This is a genomic window from Hymenobacter sp. 15J16-1T3B, from assembly GCF_020711235.1.
Taxonomy (GTDB): Bacteria; Bacteroidota; Bacteroidia; order Cytophagales; family Hymenobacteraceae; genus Solirubrum.
In genome coordinates this window covers 475,319-496,106 of record NZ_JAJFAV010000001.1, presented here as the reverse complement: position 1 = coordinate 496,106, position 20,788 = coordinate 475,319, and the positions used below count along the sequence as shown (strand labels likewise).

Annotated in this window: 17 protein-coding genes and 2 tRNA genes; 13 read left to right on the top strand and 6 right to left on the bottom strand. The window is 62.8% G+C overall.

Annotated features, from left to right (window positions below; translation table 11 throughout):
• Positions 1-42: 42 nt before the first annotated feature.
• Complete coding sequence (locus tag LJ737_RS02065) at positions 43-1,827, bottom strand: ABC transporter ATP-binding protein (RefSeq protein WP_227762573.1); 1,785 nt, start codon at positions 1,825-1,827, stop codon at positions 43-45.
• A 286-nt stretch (positions 1,828-2,113) separates the two neighbouring features.
• On the opposite strand from LJ737_RS02065, the gene LJ737_RS02060 reads away from it, so the two are divergent.
• From LJ737_RS02060 to coaE, 8 genes are all read left to right on the top strand, one after another.
• The gene (locus LJ737_RS02060) at positions 2,114-3,205 is read left to right on the top strand and encodes a Glu/Leu/Phe/Val dehydrogenase dimerization domain-containing protein (RefSeq protein ID WP_227762571.1); all 1,092 of its coding nucleotides are present in this window, start codon (positions 2,114-2,116) and stop codon (positions 3,203-3,205) included.
• Between the two features lie 113 nt (positions 3,206-3,318).
• Positions 3,319-4,509: a transcription antitermination factor NusB gene (gene nusB, locus LJ737_RS02055; protein ID WP_227762569.1), complete on the top strand. Its 1,191-nt coding sequence runs from the start codon at positions 3,319-3,321 to the stop codon at positions 4,507-4,509.
• A gap of 234 nt (positions 4,510-4,743) precedes the next feature.
• Entirely contained in the window at positions 4,744-5,058 is a 315-nt protein-coding gene (locus tag LJ737_RS02050; protein WP_227762568.1) for a YtxH domain-containing protein, read from the top strand.
• Between the two features lie 113 nt (positions 5,059-5,171).
• Positions 5,172-6,173: an isocitrate/isopropylmalate dehydrogenase family protein gene (locus tag LJ737_RS02045; protein WP_227762567.1), complete on the top strand. Its 1,002-nt coding sequence runs from the start codon at positions 5,172-5,174 to the stop codon at positions 6,171-6,173.
• A gap of 261 nt (positions 6,174-6,434) precedes the next feature.
• Complete coding sequence (locus tag LJ737_RS02040; RefSeq protein WP_227762566.1) at positions 6,435-6,956, top strand: DUF1573 domain-containing protein; 522 nt, start codon at positions 6,435-6,437, stop codon at positions 6,954-6,956.
• Positions 6,957-7,046: 90 nt separating this feature from the next.
• Positions 7,047-7,367, top strand: a complete 321-nt coding sequence (yajC, locus tag LJ737_RS02035; RefSeq protein ID WP_227762562.1) for a preprotein translocase subunit YajC — start codon at positions 7,047-7,049, stop codon at positions 7,365-7,367.
• 34 nt (positions 7,368-7,401) lie between these two features.
• Entirely contained in the window at positions 7,402-8,382 is a 981-nt protein-coding gene (locus tag LJ737_RS02030; protein WP_227762558.1) for a YbbR-like domain-containing protein, read from the top strand.
• A gap of 42 nt (positions 8,383-8,424) precedes the next feature.
• Entirely contained in the window at positions 8,425-9,060 is a 636-nt protein-coding gene (coaE, locus tag LJ737_RS02025) for a dephospho-CoA kinase (RefSeq protein ID WP_227762555.1), read from the top strand.
• On the opposite strand, the gene LJ737_RS02020 is transcribed toward coaE, so the two are convergent.
• On the bottom strand, positions 9,020-10,654 hold the full coding sequence (locus LJ737_RS02020) for an ArnT family glycosyltransferase (RefSeq protein WP_227762554.1): 1,635 nt from the start codon (positions 10,652-10,654) through the stop codon (positions 9,020-9,022). The two genes, coaE and LJ737_RS02020, sit on opposite strands and share 41 nt — an antisense overlap.
• 75 nt (positions 10,655-10,729) lie before the next feature.
• Here LJ737_RS02020 and LJ737_RS02015 point away from each other — a divergent pair, with 75 nt between their 5' ends.
• Together LJ737_RS02015 and LJ737_RS02010 are read left to right on the top strand one after the other, a co-directional pair.
• Positions 10,730-11,995, top strand: a complete 1,266-nt coding sequence (locus LJ737_RS02015) for a hypothetical protein (protein ID WP_227762553.1) — start codon at positions 10,730-10,732, stop codon at positions 11,993-11,995.
• 81 nt (positions 11,996-12,076) lie between these two features.
• Positions 12,077-14,014, top strand: a complete 1,938-nt coding sequence (locus tag LJ737_RS02010) for a DNA/RNA non-specific endonuclease (protein WP_227762552.1) — start codon at positions 12,077-12,079, stop codon at positions 14,012-14,014.
• Between the two features lie 200 nt (positions 14,015-14,214).
• Here the strand turns inward: LJ737_RS02010 and LJ737_RS02005 are convergent.
• Together LJ737_RS02005 and LJ737_RS02000 are read right to left on the bottom strand one after the other, a co-directional pair.
• Positions 14,215-14,292 (bottom strand) — tRNA-Val (locus tag LJ737_RS02005).
• A gap of 55 nt (positions 14,293-14,347) precedes the next feature.
• Positions 14,348-14,425 (bottom strand) — tRNA-Val (locus LJ737_RS02000).
• Between the two features lie 331 nt (positions 14,426-14,756).
• Between LJ737_RS02000 and LJ737_RS26850 the strand changes: the two genes are divergently transcribed.
• Positions 14,757-15,650 (top strand): tellurite resistance TerB family protein, encoded by an 894-nt coding sequence (locus LJ737_RS26850; protein ID WP_262907791.1) that lies wholly within the window; start codon positions 14,757-14,759, stop codon positions 15,648-15,650.
• Positions 15,651-15,801: 151 nt separating this feature from the next.
• A complete protein-coding gene (locus tag LJ737_RS01990) occupies positions 15,802-17,355 on the top strand; it encodes a DUF4139 domain-containing protein (RefSeq protein WP_227762551.1) in 1,554 nt (517 codons plus the stop codon).
• Between the two features lie 3 nt (positions 17,356-17,358).
• Here LJ737_RS01990 and LJ737_RS01985 read toward each other — a convergent pair whose 3' ends face one another.
• Both LJ737_RS01985 and LJ737_RS01980 read right to left on the bottom strand, forming a co-directional pair.
• The gene (locus LJ737_RS01985; protein WP_227762550.1) at positions 17,359-18,516 is read right to left on the bottom strand and encodes a mechanosensitive ion channel family protein; all 1,158 of its coding nucleotides are present in this window, start codon (positions 18,514-18,516) and stop codon (positions 17,359-17,361) included.
• 183 nt (positions 18,517-18,699) lie between these two features.
• Complete coding sequence (locus LJ737_RS01980; protein WP_227762548.1) at positions 18,700-19,926, bottom strand: Glu/Leu/Phe/Val dehydrogenase dimerization domain-containing protein; 1,227 nt, start codon at positions 19,924-19,926, stop codon at positions 18,700-18,702.
• Positions 19,927-20,182: 256 nt separating this feature from the next.
• Between LJ737_RS01980 and LJ737_RS01975 the strand changes: the two genes are divergently transcribed.
• On the top strand, positions 20,183-20,491 hold the full coding sequence (locus LJ737_RS01975) for an ArsR/SmtB family transcription factor (RefSeq protein ID WP_059071745.1): 309 nt from the start codon (positions 20,183-20,185) through the stop codon (positions 20,489-20,491).
• The last annotated feature ends 297 nt before the right edge of the window (positions 20,492-20,788 follow it).

The following is a 20,788-nucleotide window of genomic DNA, read 5'->3' as shown; positions in this document are numbered from 1 at the left end:
CGCGAGGCGGATATTAGCCGCAAGCCGCGAAGCGTAGCCTGCCTAAGCCTCCTCGCTCTGCAGCTGCCGTTCGTAGAGGGCCCGGTACAGGCCTTCGGGCTCGGCCATCAGCGCCTCGTGGGTGCCGTGCTGCACGATGCGGCCGTCGTCGAGCACCAGGATGTGGTCGGCCAGCTTCACCGACGACACGCGGTGCGAGATGATGAGGCTGGTGCGGTTCTGCATGATGCGCTGCAAACTGGCCAGGATGGCGTTTTCGGTCTTGGTGTCGACGGCCGACAGCGAGTCGTCCAAAATCAGAATGCTGGGCTCCTTGATCAGCGCCCGGGCAATGCTCACGCGTTGCTTCTGCCCGCCCGAGAGCGTAATGCCCCGCTCGCCCACCTTGGTTTCGAAGCCCTCAGGGAAGCGCACGATGTTTTCGTATACGTCGGCGTCCTTGGCGGCCTGCTCGATCTGCTGCGGCGTGCTGTGGTCGAGGCCGAAGGCGATGTTGTGCCCGATGGTGTCGGAAAAGAGGAACACGTCCTGGGGCACGTAGCCGATTTGGCTGCGCAACGACGTCAGCGTGTAGTCGCGCACGTCGATGCCGTCGATGAGGATGCGGCCGCTGGTCACGTCGTAGAGGCGGCAGAGCAGGTTGGCCACGGTGGTTTTGCCGGAGCCCGTGTTGCCGATAACCGCCAGCGTGTGACCGGGTTGGATGCGGAACGAGACGTCCTGCAGGGCTTTAATGCCGGTGTCGGGGTACACAAACGACACGTTTTCGAACACGATGTCGCCCTCAATGGGCCGCTCGACGTTGTTGAGCGAGACGATGTCGGTTTTCTGATCCAAGAACTCGTTGATGCGGGCCTGCGAGGCCTCGGCGCGCTGCACCAGCGACGAAGTCCAGCCCAGGGCCGTAACTGGCCAGGTCAGCAGGTTCACGTAGATCAGAAACTCGGCAATGGTGCCGGTGGTGATGGTGCCGCGAATCACTTCCTGCCCGCCGATCCAGACCGTAACTACCGTGCTGATGCCCGAGAGGAACATGATGAGCGGGAAGAACAGCGAGTTGACAAAGTTCAGGCTCAACGACTTGCCGCGGTACTCGTCGGAGGCGGTGGTGAAATTGCGGTGCGAGTCTTCCTCGCGCACGAAGCTCTTGATGACGCGCACGCCCGAAAACGCTTCCTGCACGAAAGTGGTCATGCCCGCCAGCGCCTTCTGAATTTCGTCGGACTTCTTCTCAATCAACCCGTTGACGTAGAAAATGCTCACGCTCAGGATGGGCAGCGGCAGCAAAGTGAGCAGCGTCAGCTTCACGTTGACAATGAGCATCAGCGGCACGATGAGCAGGAACAGGATAACCAGCTGCAGGAAGTACATGATGGCCGGCCCGATGTACATGCGCACCCGGCCCACGTCCTCCGAAATCCGCGACATCAGGTCGCCAGTGCTGTGGCGGCGGTAGAAGCTCAGCGGCAGGGACTGGTAGTGCTGATAGATTTCGTTTTTCTGGTCGTTTTCGATGTGCCGGCTCATCACGATGAGCGTCTGGCGCATGAAGAACAGAAACACCCCGCGCAGCAGGGCCAGCAGGATGATGAGCGTGCCGTAGAGGATGATGTTGCGGCCGAACAGCGAGTACACTTCCTGCTGGGCACGGGTGCCGGCAAAGAGGTGGTAAAGGGCAATGCCTTCCTGCACCAAGTCGAAGGCGTAGCGCACCACCTGGGCCGGAAAAATAGCCAGCAACGTGCTCAGGGACACGAACAGCACCCCGCCGAGGAAGTGCCATTTGTAGCGAATCAGGTACTTATCGGTAGCGCGGAGAGCTTTCACGGGAGGGCGGGAGAGAGGCGGAAAAAGAGCCGACAGGCGGGCAAAAAACCCGGCAAGAAACAGGTCGGCTGGCCAGCGTTGGCAACGTTGTCGGTGGGCGTAGTCGGAAAAAACGGGCTACCTTTGTGCCCGGTTTCGGAGCGGTGGCCAAAGGTACTGCGCAGCGGGAAGTCAGTAGTCAGAAACCGGCCATGACTCCCTTTTGTGCGGAAAAACGTAGGTAACCGAGTCGATAACCGATACGCCTCCCAATCATCCCTACCCATTCCCACAAACATTTTTCCCCATGGTTGAGATTCAAGCCCTGCCCGAGACCAGCATCTTCGGCCAGATTGCTGATCATCAGCACGAACAGGTTGTGTTTTGCCACGACCACGAAACCGGCCTGAAGGCCATCATCGGCATCCACAACACGGTGCTCGGGCCGGCCCTCGGCGGCACGCGCATGTGGCACTACGCCACGGAAGCCGAAGCCCTCAACGACGTGTTGCGTCTCTCGCGCGGCATGACCTACAAGGCCGCCATTTCGGGCCTCAACCTGGGCGGGGGCAAAGCCGTCATCATCGGCGACGCCAAAACGCTGAAAACCGAAGCCCTATTGCGCAAGTTCGGGCGCTTCGTGCAGAACCTCAACGGCAAGTACATCACGGCCGAGGATGTGAACATGACCACTAAGGACATGGAGTACATCCGCATGGAAACCAAGCACGTAGCCGGCCTGCCCGAATCAATGGGCGGCTCGGGCGACCCGTCGCCGGTAACGGCTTACGGTACCTACATGGGCATGAAGGCCGCGGCCAAGAAGGCCTTCGGTTCGGATAGCCTCGCCGGCAAGCGCATTGCCGTCCAGGGCGTGGGCCACGTGGGCACCTACCTGCTGGAGCACCTCACCAAGGAGGGCGCCCACATCGTGCTGACCGACTACTACAAGGAGCGCGCCGAGGAAGCCGGCGCCAAGTTCGGCGCCCAAGTGGTGGGCCTCGACGACATCTACGACCAGGACGTGGACATCTACTCGCCCTGCGCGCTGGGTGCCACCATCAACGACGACACCATAGACCGGCTGAAGTGCCACGTGGTGGCCGGCTGCGCCAACAACCAGCTCAAGGACGAGAACGTGCACGGCCCGGCCCTGGTGGAGCGCGGCATCCTGTACGCCCCGGACTTCCTCATCAACGCCGGCGGCCTCATCAACGTCTACTCCGAGGTGACGGGCAGTACCCGCCAAGGCGCCCTCACCCAGACCGAAAAAATCTACGACTACACCATCCAGGTACTGGAGAAAGCTGCCGCCGAGGGTTTGCACCCGCAGGCAGCAGCCATCCGTCAGGCCGAGCAGCGCATTGCTGCCATTGGCAAGGTGAAGTCGACGTACTAAAAGTTTACGGGTTGGGGAGTTTATGCCGGCAGGAGTTGTTGTTCAGAACTTCTGGGCAGCGACTCCCCAACTCATAAGCTCCCCGACTCGCAAACTCATTAACCTCTTCCGTTTTGCTCAACCGCCGTACGCTTCGCATTAAAGTCATGCAGGCCCTTTACGCCTACGACCAGGCCGTGTCGTCTGACTACCTCTTGGCCCTGGACCGCATTGGCGAAGCTTTTCAGCCTGATTTGAACTCCATGGTTCCCCAGGACCGCCGCCTGCTGCAAGGCCAGCAGAAGATGGCCGAAGTGGGCTTCCGCGAGTGGCACAAGGCCGGCGGCATCGAAGAGCCCGAGCAGCTGGACAACAAGGAGGTAAACGATGCCGTGAAAGACGCCATCGGCTACTACCGCAAGCAGGTGCAGAAGGAAACCACCTTCTACCTCGGCCAGATGCTGCAGGCCACCGAAAGCATCCACGACCAGTACCTGCACCTGCTCAACCTGCCCGCGGCCCTGCGCCAAGTGCTGGAGGAGGAACGGCAGCGCGAAGCCCGCCGCTTCACGCCCAACAAGGAGCAGCTGGCCGACACCACCAAGCTGGAGCAAAACCCCGTTGCGCTCAAAATCGAGGCCAACAAGCAGCTGCAGGAGCAAACCATTCGCCGCACCCTGCAGTGGGCCGGCGAAGACGAGATGGAAGCCCTGCGCAGCGCTTGGCGCAACGAAATGCGCAACGACCCGGAGCTGCTGAGCTACCTCGCCGCCCCGGCTGGCGACTACGCCGCCGAGCAGGAAATTCTCAAGCACATCTACAAAACCTACGTGTTTAAGGGCGAGGCCATTCCGGCCCTGCTCGAAGCGCAGGACCTCAACTGGGAGGAAAACCGCAGCATCGTCAAGAACTTGGTGGTGAAGACGCTGAAGATGCTGGAAGAGGGCACCGACGAAACCATGGAGCTGCTCAGCCTCTCGGCCAACTGGAAGGAAGACAAGGAGTTTGCCGAAACGCTCTACAAGCAGACCCTGGCCGACGACGCCCGCTACGAGCAGCTCATCAGCGGCGCCGTGCAGAACTGGGACGTGGAGCGCGTAGCCCTCTTGGACAAAATCATCCTGAAGATGGCCCTCTGCGAGATGCACCTCTTCCGCTCGATTCCGGTGAAGGTGACCATCAACGAGTACATCGAAATCAGCAAGCTCTACAGCACGCCCAAGAGCAAGCAGTTCGTCAACGGCATCCTCGACAAGCTGGCCCAAGACCTGATGGCCAGCGGCGCCATCCGCAAGTCGGGCCGCGGTTTGCTGGACAACCAGTAGACTGTTTTTGGGGAGGGCAACGAATGAAAAAGGCCGTCATGCTGAGCTTGCCGAAGCATCTCTGCCGCTTCGTTGCGTCGTGCGGTAGAGATGCTTCGGCAAGCTCAGCATGACGTTCTAGATTTTTCCGGTCTCTCCGATTCACTCGCAAAACCCCCGGCCCGCGGCTACCGTTGAGCGCGTAGGTTTCTTACCTTGCCCGCGCATTCCATCCTCCTCTTTTCGCTCCGCCCCATGGCCAGCAAAACCACTACCGGCATCCTGTGCTTCACGACCGGCGCCCTAGCCGGTGCCACTGTCGCCCTTTTATTCGCCCCCGAAAAAGGCCGCGAAACCCGCAGCTGGCTGAGCTATCAGCTGGAGCGCACCCGCGAAATCCTCGCTGACCTCACCGAAAGCCTGGTGACCAGCCGCACGGAAGAAGGCCCCTCCTCGGCCCGCGCCGAAGGCCAGAAAGTTATTCGCGACGCCAAGGACAAGGCCGAGCAACTGCTCGGCGACGTGGACCAGCTCATCAACCAGATCAACTCGCGCCGGACGGCGCTATAACTCAGGATGTGCTAATGGTTAATGTGCTGACGTGCTAATGAAACTCCCCTTCATCATTAGCACGTCAGCACATTAACCATTAGCACATTCGCTTTTTGCCCATTCTCCTCGTCATGCATACCATCACCCTCATCCCCGGCGACGGCATCGGCCCCGAAATCACCCGCGCCGTGCAGGACATCTTCGCCGCCGCTCAAGTCCCCGTGCAGTGGGAAGAGCAGAACGCCGGCCAGACTACCTTCGACCAGTCGGGCGAGCTGTTGCCCCAGGCCCTGTTCGATTCGCTGGAAAAAAACCGCGTGGCGCTGAAAGGCCCCATCACCACCCCGGTGGGCAAGGGCTTCCGTTCCATCAACGTGTCGCTGCGGCAGAAGTACGACCTGTACCAGAACCTGCGCCCGGCCAAGACCACCGAGGGCATCAGCTCGCGTTACTCGGGCATCGACATCGTGCTGTTCCGCGAAAACACGGAGGGCCTGTACGCCGGCTTGGAGCTGTGGGATGAGCACCACGGCATCGGCGACTCCATTGCCCGCGTGTCGGTGGCTGGGGCCCGCAAAATTTGCCGCGCCGCCTTCGCCTACGCCGCCAAGCACGGCCGCAAGAAGGTGACGCTGGCCCACAAAGCCAACATCCTGAAGGTACCCGGCAAGATCATGCTCGACGCCGCCGCCGAGGCTGCCCGCGAGTTTCCGCACATTCAGTACGAGGACAAGATCATCGACAACATGTGCATGCAGTTGGTGACCAAGCCGGAGCAGTTCGACGTGATTGTGACGACCAATCTGTTCGGCGACATTCTCTCCGACCTCTGCGCCGGCCTCGTCGGCGGCCTCGGGGTGGTGTCGGGTGCCAACATCGGCGACGACATGGCCATCTTTGAGGCCGTGCACGGCTCGGCCCCGGACATTGCCGGCAAGGGCATTGCCAACCCCACCGCCCTGCTGCGCTCGGCCCTGCTGATGCTGGAGCACTTGGGCGAAAAGCAGGCCGCTACCCGCATCGAAAACGCGCTGAACGAGACGCTGCGCCATAAGGAGCAGTGCACCGGCGACCTGGGCGGCTCGGCCAGCACCTCGCAGTTTGCCCAGAACGTGATTAACAACCTGAAGTAATTCGGGGCAAAACACGTCAGAACGTCATTCCGAGCGCAGCCGAGGAATCTCACGTGGGTTCGTCCAATAGTATTTTTTTCGTTGAACGGGGAAATTACTACTTGGCGTGAGCACGCGAGATTCCTCGGCTGCGCTCGGAATGACGTTCGGCTTTGTCGTGCTGGCCAGCCGCATTGCACTACTGCCTATTGCCGTATCTTTGGCATTGAACGTCTGCCGCGCGGCCCGCAAGGGCGGCGCCGTTTTCACTTAGCCCATTCCATGAAACGCACTTTGTTCTCCGCCCTGCTGGCCGCCGGCCTGCTCTCGATGGGCGCCTGCAACCAGCAGAAAACCGAAGTCGGCGAGGCCGGCATGAACCAAGCGGCCACCCAGGCTGCCGACGCGGCCAACCCGACGGTGGACAACCCCAACGTGGCCGCCGAAACCGCCGCCCCGAACCCGGATGCTCCGGTCATGACCTTCGCCCAGTCGGAGTTTGACTTCGGCTCGATTCAGCAGGGCGAGGTGGTGAAGCACACCTTCGAATTCACCAACACCGGCAAATCCCCGCTGCTCATTGACAACGCCCAGGCATCCTGTGGCTGCACCGTGCCGCAGTGGCCCAAGGACCCGGTAGCTCCCGGGGCCAAAGGCAAAATCGACGTGCAGTTCGACTCGCACGGCAAATCGGGCGTGCAGAACAAAACCGTGACCATCACGGCTAATACCCAGCCCAACACCACCGTGGTGACCATCAAAGGCACCGTGCTCGACGGCGCGGCCGGCCCGGTTCGTCAGTAATTTTAGGTTGTGCGTTAATGAGTTAGGGAGTTTGTGAGTGATATCACCGACTCTCTAACTCATTCGCTTTTAAACTCCTGCCCTCAGCTCATGTTCCTCACCCTTCTGTTGCAAGCGCCGGCTGGTTCGAACAGCCCCCTGCAGTACGCGTTTCCGCTGCTGCTGCTCGGCGTGTTTTATTTCTTCATGATCCGGCCGCAGCAGAAGCGCTCCGCCGAAGCCAAAAAGCTGCGCGAAAACCTGAGCAAAGGTTCGCAGGTCGTGACCATCGGCGGGCTGCACGGCCGGGTGGTGGAGCTGAGCGATGAGAAGGTGACCCTGGAAGTCGACAAAGGCACGCGCCTGACCTTCGACCGCACGGCCATTGCCCGGCAGCTCGGCGGGGCCAACACGGGCGAAACGGTAGCCTAAGTCCGTATATTGTTGCTTTCTCCGTCGGAAAGCTATGCCTCTGCAAGCAGCTCGTTCCCTGGCCCAATGGTTTGTGCGGCCACTTTCGGAGCCGGAGCGCAGCTTCTGGCGGGTGGTAACCTCGTGCTTTCTGGCGGCCGTGGTGTTGTGGCTGCTCAACGCGCTTAACAAAACCTACACCACCCGCATCAGCTACCCGCTGCAGTGGCACTACGACGAAGCGCGCTTCATCCCGGTGCGTCCCTTGCCCGAGCACGTGGAAGTGCAGGTGACGGGCCGCGGCTGGAAGCTGCTGCGCAACACGCTGGGGCTGGACATCAAACCGGCCGAGGTGATTGTGCGGCGGCCCCTGGGCAGCGGCGCCGTGGCCGGCAGCACCCTGCGCCCCGGCCTGATCGGGGCCATGGAAAGCCTGCAGCTCAACGCGGTGCTCACCGATACGGTCTACTTCGAATTCGACCAGCTGGTGACGCGGCAGCTGCCCCTGCGCCTGAGCCCGGCCGCCAACGGAGCGGCCCTGCCGTATGCAGCGCGCTTTGAGCCGGCCGAGGTGACGTTCCGCGGGCCGGCCACCACGCTCAACGCCCTGCCCAACTACTACCAGGTGCACCTGCCCAAAGCGCCGGCCGGCCGCTCCGACGGTACCATCATCGTGCCCATCGGCGGGCCGGCCCTGGTGGAAACCGATGTGCAGCAGGTGCAGGTGAAACTGCAGCCGCGGGCCGTGCGCACGCGCAAGCTGCTGGTGACGCCCACCCTGCACAATGCCCCCACCGACAGCGCCCTGCGCCTGCAGCCCGCGCAGGTAACCGTGACGCTGGAGTATTTCCCCGAAGATTCGGCCCGGCTCAACCTGGAGCAGGTGCAGGTCTTTGCCGATTACCGGCAGCTGCGCCACCAGGATTCCACCGTGCAGCTGTTGTTTCGGCCCTTGCCCTACACCGTGCGCGGGGCCCGCATCGGCGGCGCTTCCACGGCCCGGGTGCTGCCGGCCCACGTTCGAACTGACAAGTAGCTCCGCGGGCGGCCGGCCCGTCATCGATAACGCACTACCTCCATGTTGAAGATTGGCATTACCGGCGGCATCGGCTCGGGCAAAACGGTGGTGTGCCGGCTGTTTGCCCTGCTCGGCGTGCCCGTATACGACGCCGATACGCGCGCCAAGTGGGTGATGAACCACGACCCGGTGCTGCGCGCCAGCCTGGAAGCAGCTTTCGGCCCCGACACTTACATCGACGCCGGCCTCAACCGCGCCTTTCTGGCTCAGCTGGCCTTTAACGACCCCGAACAGCTGGCCCGGCTCAACGCCCTGGTGCACCCGCGCGTGGGCCACGACTTCGCGGCTTGGGCCACGGCCCAGCAGCACGCCGGCCACGCCTACGTGCTCAAGGAAGCTGCCCTGCTCTACGAATCGGGCTCTTGGCAGCTACTCGACCGCATCATCACGGTATACGCCCCGCAGGCCATCCGCGAGCAGCGCGTGCTGCACCGCGACCCGCACCGCACTGCGCAGGACGTGCTCAACATCATCGGCAAGCAGCTCAGCGAGGAAGAAAAGCTGCGCCGGGCCGATTTCGTGGTGCGCAACGACGACGCGACGCCGGTGCTGCCCCAGGTGCTAGCCCTGCACGAGCAACTGCTGATGCTGGCCGCTACGGCCGCCGCTCCCGCCGAAACACCGACAGCGCCCTGACCCCGTTGACTCGCAGCCGGTACACTTCCTGGCCCATGGAGTCGGCGTAGGACTCGGGGTGCCAGCGGTAGTTGGTGATGAAATACTCGGCTTCGCCCTGCGGGGGCACGCGCACCAAGCGTTGCCGCGCGGCCGGGTCCAGCACTTGCATGTTGTTGTACACCGGCTCGGGGCGGTAGGAGCGCACGGTGATGCGCGCCGCCGAATCGTGGTCGAGAATCCACTGCAGGCCCTGCCGGTAGGTTAGCGCCCAATAGTCGCCCTCGTAGCCCGCTTCGATGGTGGCCGGCGACAACAGGCTGAAGTACAGTTGCTGCTGAGGATGGTCGCGCACAAGGCGCCACAGCGGCTCCAGCGCCCCAGCAGCCAGCAGAGCGGCGAAGCTGCCCGCCACCAGCCGCCAGCGCGGGCGCCGCCACTGACGCCGGCCCAGCCACAGCGCCCGCACCCCGTGCAGGCCCACCAGCACGAAGGCCGGGAAAATAAAGTAGAGGTGGCGCCAGCCGTCGTAGAGCACCGAGCGAAAGACCACCACGGCCACCAGCGGCCCGAGCAGCCAAGCGCCGGTCAGCACGTCGAGGGTGCCGGCGTAGGTGCGCAACACGCGCAGCGGGCGGCGGCCGTAGCGCAGCAGCCAGGCCGCCGCGCCGAGGCCGAAGGCGGCGGTGTAAGCCAGCGGGGTTGTAATAAGCAGCCACCACGGCGCGTAGTGCCAGGGCAAATCAAGCGCCGACACCCAGCCTCCGCCGTAAAGCACGGTGGACGCCCCGCGGGAAAACTGGCGGAAGTTGCTGAATGCCTGCGCGAAGTGGGCCCAGGGGTGCTCCCACAGAAAAGGCCAGCACAGCACGGTGGTGGCCGTGCTCAGCAGCACCCACAGCCCCGCGGCTTCCCACAGCCCGCGGCTGCCGCGGTGGCGTTGCCCCAGCCACAAGACGAAGCCCAATATTGTGAGCGGGGCCAGCAGCACCCCGTTGACGCGCAGGGCAATAGCAACGCCGGTGGCAACGCCGTGCCACAGCCCGCGGGTGGCGGTGGGGTGGCGCAGCAGGCGGGCCAGCGTAAACATAGCCACGGTGAAAAACGCCAGAAACAGCCCGTCCTTGGCGTTGTAGAAGGCATCGGCGAACAGACGCGGCGTGCAGTACAGCACGGCCGTGCCCAGCAGGGCCAGCCGCCAGTCGCCGAAGCGCAGGCGGGCCAGCTTGTAGAAGGCCAGCAGCCCGCCCGTGTAGAGCAGGTAGATGAGCAGGTGCCGCGTCCAGTACACCTGCTGCGGTTCCTCCAGGCGCAGCAGCTTTTGCAGCAAAATGGAAGGCAGCTCGAACACGACGCCGTGGTCTTGGTCGGCATACGTGGCTAAGTCCGGAATCAGGGCGTAGTTGTCCTGACGCCGGGCCACGGCGGGCGCCAGCTTTTCGGCCACGTATTTGGCGTTGACCATGCCGTTGAGCCGGTCCACGGGCTCGTCCCAGGAAACGCCGTAGTCGCGGTGCAGCAGCAGGCCCAGCAGCAGCACTACCCCAAAAAACGCCGGCACCAGCCAACGGCCGGAGCGGAAAGCAGAACGCAACGAGGCAGAGGCAGTGGGCATTGAGGGGCGAAACGACGAATGCGCAAAGGTAACCGCGGCACCGCGCTTTGGCCCCCAGCCGATACCTTCGCATTCATGGTACACCGTCGGCGCCTGCTATTCTGGATTTTGGCCCTGGCGCTGGTGCTGCTACGATTGGCGCTGCTCTGGCACAACAACCCCGGGCTGGAGTGGAACTGGGACGAGGTGCGCAACGCCCGCATTGCCGAGCATTGGCTGCAGGGCCGCGGCTACGTCAGCTTCGACGCCGGTCGGCAGCAGCTGCGCCCCGATGCCTTCCACGCCAGCTTTCCGGTCTGGGTGTATGCCGCCTGGTTTAAGCTCGGCTTGCCCCGGCACTACTTCACGGCGGCGGTGTACCTGCTCACGGCCGTGGGGGGCGTGGTCACCGGCTGGTACGCCCGGCAAATTCTGCGCTGGTACCGGTTGCCGGCAGCCCTAGCCGGCCTGGGCGGGCTGCTGCTGGCCCTGTACCCCTCGGTGCTTTGGTACATCGGCGCGTGGTTTTGGTACGAAAACCTCTGCCTGCCCGCGCTCATCTGGACGACCTACCAACTCCTGGGCCTGCTCGGCGGCCGACCGCTGCCACCGGCCAAAGCCGTATTGCTGGCTGCCGTCGTCACGCTGTCTTGCCTACTGCGGGGCTACCTGCTGGCCGTCTACGGGGGCATGTTCGCGGTGCTGCTCTGGCACGGCTACCGGCAGCACCGCGGCTGGCGCGGGGTACTGCGCCCGGCACTGCTCACGCTGGGCCTAACGCTGCTGCTGCACCTACCCATTCTCGTCAAAAACCACCGCCTGTTCGGGGCTTACATCCTGAGCACCCAGCCCGGCTTCGAGCTGCTGCAGGGCCACAACCCGGTCACGCAGGGCCGGTTTATGTTTGACTGGGACGAAGCCGACAAGCCGTTCGGCCGCTGGGTGCAGCAGCACCTGCCCCGGCTGGCCGGGCTGAACCAGTACCAGGAAAGTCAGGCCCGCGCCCGGCTGGCCCGGCAGTGGATAAGCCAGCACCCCGGCGCCGAGCTGCGCCTGCTGGGCCGCAAGTTGCTGGCGTTTTTCAGCCCCGAAAACTTCGTGGCCAATGACTTTCGCACCCGCTACCACCCGGTTACGGCCGCCGTGCACCTGGCATTTCTGCTGAGCGTAGTGGCCACCGCCCTGCAGTGGCGCGGGCTGCGCTTCCGCCACCCCGATGCCCTGCTGCTGCTGCCCCTGGGCGTGGTGCTGCTGCTGAGCTTGGTGTTTTTTGTGGGCTACCGCTGGCGCCTGTTCGCCGAGCCGGCCTTCGTGTTGTTTCCGCTGATTACCGGGTGGCGGCTGCGGACAAGGCAACCCTAAAATTCAGTGCTAGCACGGTATAGCCGAGCTGTCTGCGGGGCCTAGCTTGGGAAAGCATTTTCACCGCAAACCCAACTGGCTATGGCTGCAAATACACGTATCGACGCTCCCGGAACCGAAAGCCGAATAGCGGCTATTTTGCGCGCCGACGGGGCGCGGGAGGTGGCAGAACGCCTAGCCAACACGGGGCGCCTGACGTCAACCCGCGCCTTGGTAGTAGCGACCAAGACCGACGAAGTAGCCCACCACCTCCGCAAAGCGTTGGCACCGAGCGTCCACGAAGCGTTTTTTGATGCCAACCGGGTAAGTGAGGCCATCATCCTCGAAAAGCTGCGTCCGGCCTTGTTGGTACGCAACGGGCTGTTCGAAACGGCCGAGGTGCCCGAAGTGGAAGCCGCTATCAAAGGCTTCCGCAGCAAGATGAAAAAGCCCATTGCTTCGGTGGGGCGTATTGAATTGACGGACCACGATACGTACGAGTGGTGCGGCACCGGCTGGCGCGTTGACGAGGACTTGATCATCACCAACCGCCACGTGGCCAACATCTTTGCCCGCCGCTACGGCCGCGAGTTCCGCTTCAGCGCCAATCAAGCCGGCAAAATCGTCCGGGCCCGGGTCGACTTCCTCGAGGAGTACAGTGGGGCTGACTCCCAGGAGTTTGGCATAGCCAAGATTCTCTGGATAGCCGACGACGCGGATGGCGCGCCCGATATGGCGGTGCTGCAAATCAAGAAAGACCCCGGCCTGCCCCCGCCGCTGGAGCTGGCCAGTCAGCCGGTGGTCGGCCGGCAGGACATTGCCGTGGTGGGCTATCCAGCCAAAGACAGCCGCAACGACGACGTGCTCATGCAGAGCATCTTCAAGGATATCTACGACGTGAAGCGCTTTGCACCCGGCAAGGTGGCCCAGCCCGGGGGCAACGCGTGGTACTTCACCCACGACGCCACCACGCTGGGCGGCAACTCCGGGTCGGCCGTATTCGACCTCGCTTCGGGGAAGGTGGTCGGGCTGCACTTCGGCGGGAGCTTCCGCCAAACCAACTACGCCGTCAAGGCCGAGGTCATTCGCAGCATCATCGCCCGTCGCTCGTGGGTGCCCGTTTCGCCCGGAGCCCTGCGGGTACCGGCCGAAGGATTCAGCGAAACGAAACGCACCGTTGCCCAACTCGCCGACCGGCAAGGGTACCAGGATGATTTTTTGGGCGTGGCAGTGCTCCTGCCCACACCAGGCCGCTCGCACGCGGTGCTGAAAGTGCCATTCCCGAAACAAGCCCTGCCCTACACGCACTACTCGGTGGTGATGAGCGAGCCGCGGCGGCTGGCCATCTTCAGCGCGGAAAACCTGGATGGAGCCTTGAAAATCAAGCTGAAGCGCAAGGACTCCTGGGGCTACGACCCGCGTATTCCCAAAAGCGCGCAGATCGGGCACAAAGAATTCTACGGGCCCCAGGCGTTTGACAAAGGGCACATGGCCAAGCGAGAAAACGGCGGCTGGGGTCGCTCGGAGGCCGAAGCGCAGCAAGGCGAAGACGATACGTTCGTGTACCCCAATGCCGTGCCGCAAATGCCCCAGCTCAACCAGCAAACCTGGAAGGCACTGGAGGATTACGTGCTCGACAATGCCCGCACCGCCGGCTTTAAGGTATGCGTGTTTACCGGCCCGGTGTTTCGGCCCGGCGACCCGGCCTACACCGATAGCCAGCTGCAAGTACCAGTTGATTTTTGGAAAGTCGTGGTGACGCTGGATGCCGACGCGCCCACCCGCCTGCTGACAACCGCCTACCTGCTCAGTCAGGAAAGTGTGATGCCCGAGGAAAGCTTCCGATTCGGCGCCTTCCGAACTTACCAGGTGCCTCTAGCGCACGTGGAGCAGTTGGCCGACTTAACGTTTTCGGCCGAAGTGCGCGCCGCCGATGTGTTCAGTGCCAGCGAGGTGCAGGAGATGGTAGCTAGCCAGCGCTTCGTCGAAATCCGCTCGGCAGACGATGTCGTGCTTACCCGGAACCGAAACAGCAAATAGTACCGCGGCTGGCCGCGGGCAAACCAAAACCCAGTCGGCAACGGGTTGTATTATGCAGCTCCCGGTATAACGCCCAACGGTCCTCCCGCGCAACGGGTGGCTATTGGGCCCGCTCCAATGACGATACTACCCAGCGCCCCGGCCAAAACGCCTAAAACACAACCGCCGCTCAGCTGCAAAGCTGAGCGGCGGTTTGCCGGTGGTGGGAAGTAAAGGATTCGAACCTTCGACCTCTTGCGTGTGAAGCAAGCGCTCTAAACCAACTGAGCTAACCTCCCGGAAACTGTAATAGAAAAACCACTTAGCACTGGCGACTAAGTGGCTGTCTATCAGTGGTGGGGGATGACGGGTTCGAACCGCCGACCCTCTGCTTGTAAGGCAGATGCTCTGAACCAGCTGAGCTAATCCCCCTTCGCATTCAGGGCTAAGTGCCCCGTTTGTGGATGCAAATATGGTGGGTGTTTTTCGAAAGAGCAACATACCCAGGGCAATTTGCCCGGGTTTGGGCGGAATATTAAGGCAACGTTTTCAGAATCAGAAGTAAAAAATACCGGGCATTAGGAAAAAACAGCCGGGGGTTTGCGCCAAACCTGGCTTCAGAGTAGAAGTGCCAATCGGGCAGGGGGCGCGGGCAGGACCGCCACGCGCGGCCGCATCAACATTTGCCGGACGGGCTGCGTTAAGGGCAGCATTGCCGCGTCTTGCTCTTTCCTTCTCATCCTTTTCCAAACGCCTACTCGTCATGCAGCCCGAAGACGTATTCAGCCAGTATTCCGAAGCCGAAAAAACGGCCTACCTCAGCGTCATTGCCAGCTTGGCCACCGCCGACCGGCAGGCCTCGCAGCAGGAAAGTGAATTTTTAAGCCAGATGGCCCAGGTGATGGGCCTCTCGCCGCAGGCCACCCAGCAGGTGGCCCAAGCTGCGCAGGACTCCAACAACGAAACTATCAAAGCCAACCTCGACCAACTGCGCGGCAGCAACCTGCGCTACTCCCTGGTGACGGATCTGGTGAGCTTCGCCCGTGCCGACGGCGCCTACGCCAACGACGAGGAAGCCATGGTCAACAAGATTTCGCAGTACCTGGGCGTCAACCAGCAGCAGGTGCAAACCATTGAGAACGTGGTGCACCAGACCCAGCAAGCCCAGGCCCAGCAGCCCGAGCAGGCGCCGCAGGGCCTCATGGATTCGCTCGGCGACAAGCTCCGTTCGGTGGGCATTCCGCCCCAGGCGGCGCTGGGCGGACTCATTGCCGTGGCCGCGCCCATGGTGCTGTCGCGCGTGATGGGCGGCAACCGGGGCGGCATGGGCGGCCTCGGCGGCATGATGGGCGGGGGCGGTGGCCTGGGCAGCGTGCTCGGGGGCGGCTCCGGTATGGGCGGCGGCTTGGGCGGGCTGCTGGGCGGCGTGCTCGGCAGCGGCGTGCTGGGGAGCATGATGGGCGGCGGGGGCGGCTACGGCGCCAGCCCGGCCGGCTACGGCGTACCCGGCGGCGGCCTCGGCGGCCTGATGAACGTACTCGGCGGCCTCGGCGGCAACTCGCAGATGGGCCCGCGCAGCACCGGCGGGGGCGGCCTCGGCGGCCTGATGAGCGGCGGGCTGGGCGGGGTGCTCGGCGGCCTGCTGGGCGGGCGCTAAGCGTTTCGGTCTACTTGATAAGGCGCGTTGGCGGTGGTTGGGAATTCCCGACTGCTGCCGGCGCGCCTTGCGTTTGGGCATTACTGCATTCGGGATATTCTCCGCATCTTTTACCCGGCAAAATCCCTTTACCTCTTTTCGGTTGCGTTTGATGTCCTATCGTTTACTCGTCCTTCTGTTAACACTAATTGCCGCTGGCCGAGGGCTGGCCCAAACCACGCCGGAAGCCGTGCGCACTACGCTGCCGCTACGCTCGGTGACGGTGGCGCTGAACCAGGCCGAGCTGGAGCACCGCGGCACGGTGACCCTGCCCGCGGGCCGTAGCACCGTGTGGGTGGAAGGCGTGGCCGGCAGCCTGAGCGCAGAAAGCATACAGGTGCAGACCTCCGACAACGCCCAGCTGCTGACTGTCAGCAGCGAGGCCGTGCGCCCGCCGGCCGGCAAAACGCCCACCGACAGCCTAAACCTGCTCGACGCCCGCCTGCGCCGCCTCGACGCGGAGGTGAAAGCCCTGGAAGAAGAGAAGAATTTTCTGCTCGCCAACCGCACCCTGCCCACGGGCATGCAGGCCGGCTGGAGCACCGAGCTGCAAAAGGGCGCCGCCTTTCTGCGCACCCGCCTGCCCGACATTCAGACGCAGACCGAAACGCTGGGGGCTACGCGGCAGCAGCTCACCCTGCGCCGCAACCGGCTGACCAACGGCACTTCCGGGCCGCAGCGGCAGCGGGTGGTGCTGCTGCTGGAGCTGCCTCGCGCGGCTACCGTCACGCTTACGCTGCGCTACGTCAATGCCAACTGCCAATGGGAGCTGCAGCCCGAAATTCGGGTGCCCGAAGCCGCCCGGGAGCTGCGCATCAACTCCTTCGCCAACGTCAGCAATGGCTCGGGCTTGGACTGGACCGGCGTGCAGTTGCGCTTGAAAAACGAGGAGGTGGAAGACGACGTGACCAAACCCGACCTGACGCCCTGGTCCATGAACTTCCGCCGCAGCATCGGTGGAGAGGGCCGGGTGGACAAGTTTGTGGTGAAGGGCAATGCCACCGGCCAAGCCACTGCTGTCGAGCCCAGCAGCGTGTACGTGGTGCCCGAGCCCGTCAGCTTGCCCGAAGGCGAGGATTACCTGGTGCGTCTACCCGAACAGACCTTGCCCGCCCGCCCCGAGTACATTGCCATTCCCAAGCTCTCAGAAAAGGTGTACCTGATGGCCAAAGTCACGGGCTGGGAGCGGCTGTTCTTGCCCGACGAGGAATTCGACGCCAACGTGTACTACGCCGGTACCTACGTGGGCGAAACCGAAGTCGACCCGCGGGCCTTCAACGACTCGCTGGAAGTCAGCCTGGGCTACGACAAGCTGATTACGGTGGGGCGCACCAAAACCCAGGACTTCAACGGCAAAGCCGGCCTGAACGGGCAGCAGCGCATCCGCGTGACCTACGAAATAAACCTGCGCAACCGCCACGCCCAGCCCGTGCGGGTGCGCGTGCTCGACCAGATTCCGGTGTCGCAGGAAAGCGACCTGAAAGTGAAGCTGGAAAGCTCCGACGGCGCGCAGTTGGACGAGGCCAGCGGCAAGCTCACGTGGTTGCTGACGCTGGGCGCGGGCGCCAGCCAGCGGGTGCGCTTCACCTTCACGGTGGAGTATCCCAAAGACAAAACCGTGGACTTCCAGCGCCCGCGTGCCATCAAGTCGCCCAAGTTTCGCTAGTGGCTACAGCACCGAGCCGCTTGATGCCTGGCCCGAGGTAATGCCTGGGTCGGCCAGCATGCGCACCACGGTGGTGTTGGTGGCGAAGGAACCGCCGTGGGCCTCCACGATTTCGAGGATGCGGTAGTTCACGGCTTCCTTCACGTCGAGGTACTCGTCGTAGGTGGCTACCTGCACGAAGTACTGCACCGTCAGGTCGCGGCCGGTCTGGGTAAGGGCCGAGAGCTTGGTCTGGATTTCCTCCGGGATGATGCGGTCGTGCCCGCGCAGGTAGGTGTGCAGTTCCGAGGCAATGGCCAGCAGTTGCTCGCGGGTGGTGTCGTGGCTGAAGTTTAGGGTGAAGCTCACGCGCCGGGCCGTGCGCAGCGAGAGGTTGTCCAAGGGCTTGTCAATCATGGACTTGTTGGGCACGGTCACGTAGCTTTTCTCGGCCGTGCGCAGGCGGGTGCTGCGGAAGCCCACCTTTTCCACCGTGCCCGTGATGCCGCCCACCGTCACCAGGTCGCCTACCTGAAAGGGGCGGTCGAGGAAGATGGTAAACGAGGCAATGAGGTTTTCCAGGCTTTCCTTGGCCGCAAACGCCACGGCCAAGCCCCCGATGCCCAGGCCGCCAATCAGCGCCGTTACGTTGACCCCGAACACCTGCCCGAGCATCACCAAAAAGGCGAAAATCAGGATGATGACCTTCACAAAGTCCTTGGCGAAGGGAATAAACTGCGCGTCGAGGCGGGTGTTGGCGGCCGTCAGCAGCTCGGAGCGGCGGCGGTACACCAGCTCGGCAAAGTCGATGAGGCGCAGCATCACCCAGGTCAGCGCCGAAATCACCCCGATCTGGTACATGGCGAAGGCCAGGCGCTTGGGCCAGGGCGTCGAGCGGGCCAGGTTGTCGGTGACGTCGGCTGGGTAGTCGAGTACGTTGAAGGCCAAAAACAGCGTGAAGAGAAACAACAGCACCGACAAGGGCTGAATCAGCAAGTCGTTCAGCTCCCGCTCCGTCACGCCCGCCGTATAGCGCTTGATGACGCGGTAAAACACCTTGGAAACGATGCGCGAGAGCAGCCGCCGCAGCCCGAAGCCCAGCAGCAAAATAATGCCGCTGACCAGGTACTGCCCCAGCGTGTTGCCGAAGAAGTGCTGATTGAGAAGCTGTTGGATCTTCATTGGAAGCTAGGAGCCTGGTCAGTAACAGCGCTCCGGTTATACTAGGCTGGAAGAAGACAGAACGTCATGCTGAGCGCAGCCGAGGCATCTCTACGGATAGTAACCAAACTATCTGGCGAAGCGGTAGAGATGCTTCGACAAGCTCAGCATGACGTTCATGTGGCTAGTCTGAATACGTCCGGGTTACACCAGCTGCCGCAGCGCCAGCTCAAACGAGGTGCGCGCCAGGTGCAGGTCCCGACCCTGGGCCCGGCTGCGCTCCAACGCCCGCAGAATGGTGCGCGAAATGTCGCCGAAGATGGCTTGGTCGGTGATTTCCGCGTTTGTTTCCATCAGGTAGGCAAACACGCGCGCCATGCCGCAGTTGGCAATGAAGTCGGGCACCACGGCCACGTGGGCGTCGGCAAACTCGCCGGTGGGGCCGAAGAAGATTTCCGGGTCGGCGAAGGGCACGTTGGCCCCGCAGCTGATAACCTCCAGCCCGCCGGCCAGCAGCTGCTCCACCTGCTGGCGCGTGACGAGGCGCGAAGCCGCGGCCGGCACAAAGATTTCGGCGCCCGAAGTCCAGATCTGCTCGTTCACTTCGTTGAAGGAGAGCAGGTTGTCGGCCGTCAAGGCGTTGCCCTGGCGCTGCAGCAGCAGGTCCTTGATTTCCTCGAATGTGAAGCCTTCGGGCTTGAGCAGGCCGCCGGCCCGGTCGATGATGCCCGTGACGAGGGCGCCCTGCTGAGCTAGGTAGTAGGCGGCGGCGGCGCCCACGTTGCCCCAGCCCTGGATGATGGCGCGCTTGCCCTGCACGTCCTGCCCAGGCCAGAGCTGGTAGTAGTGGCGCACGGCCTCGGCCACCCCGTAGCCGGTGATGAGGTCGGCCACGGTGTAGCGGCGGGCGCGGTCGGGCGTGTACTGCTCGTCCTCGACCACCTTAATCACGCCCTGGCGCAACTGACCTACTTTCTGAATCTTCTGCGGCTCGCTGGCGCGGTAGTGCCCCGTCACGATGCCCTCCTGCGGGTGCCACAGGCCGTAGTCTTCGGTGATGGGAATGACCTCGTGGATTTCGTCCACGTTCAGGTCGCCGCCGGTGCCGTAGTAGTTTTTCAGCAGCGGAATGACGGCGCGGTACCAACGTTCCAGCACGCCGCGCTTGCGCGGGTCCTGCGGGTCGAAGTTGATGCCCGATTTGGCCCCGCCGATGGCCGGCCCCGACACGGTGAACTTCACCTCCATGGTCTTGGCCAAGCTTTCCACCTCGCGCTTGTCGAGGCCTTTGCGCATGCGGGTGCCGCCGCCGGCCGCCCCGCCGCGTAGGGAGTTAATGACCACCCAGCCCTCGGCCTCGGTTTCGGAGTCTTTCCACTCAAAGACGATTTCGGGACGCTTATTTTCGAAGGTGGTCAGCAGGTCGCGCATGGAGCAAGAGAAAAGAGTAGGGGAATGGGTGGAAAAGCCGGCGGTGGGGGTCAGCGGAGCGCTTTGCCGCGGCCGTACGCCAAAGGTAAGGCCACCCGCGCAATCGGGGAATTTTGTATTCCAACGACCTCAGCGAAAGTCAGTCGTCCCGAAATGAGCCAAAAAGCCCGCCTGTATAGGAACTTTACACTATAGGAAGCACGTATTACCCGTACCGTATCGCTACGGGCTCCACACTCCACCTTTGTACGTCTCCATGAAACCACTGCTTTCGCGCGTAGAATCGAAAAAAGTGGATAAGGCTGCCGCGATGCTCAAGGTACTGGCTCACCCCAAGCGCCTGGCCATCGTTGATTTGCTTGGTAAAGAAGATAAAATGACCGTGACGGAAATTTACCGCACGCTCGGCTTACCGCAGGCCATTGCATCTCAGCACCTTATCACCCTGAAAGACCGCGGCATTCTCTCGTCTTTCAAAGTCGGCACCAAGATCTATTACTCCCTTTCCATCCCCAAACTGCTCGACGTCATCGACACGCTCGAGGGGTGTTGCGACACGATGTAAGCGAAAGGCAGCCCAAACCTAGCCATAAGCACGAAGGCCCTGCTTCCCACCCGGGAGCAGGGCCTTCGCGCGTCTGGGACTTCGTATAAAGCCATTGAACGTACTGTCGAGCGAAATCGAGACATCTCGCGGACTGGTGTTGGACGATGCAAGAAGAACGTCATGCTGAGCTTGCCGAAGCATCTCTTCCGAACAACACAACGAATCGGTAGAGATGCTTCGGCAAGCTCAGCATGACGTTCCAGTGTTTCAATGAAACGACAGCGCCACCGCTTCGTGGGCGGTGGCGCTACAATG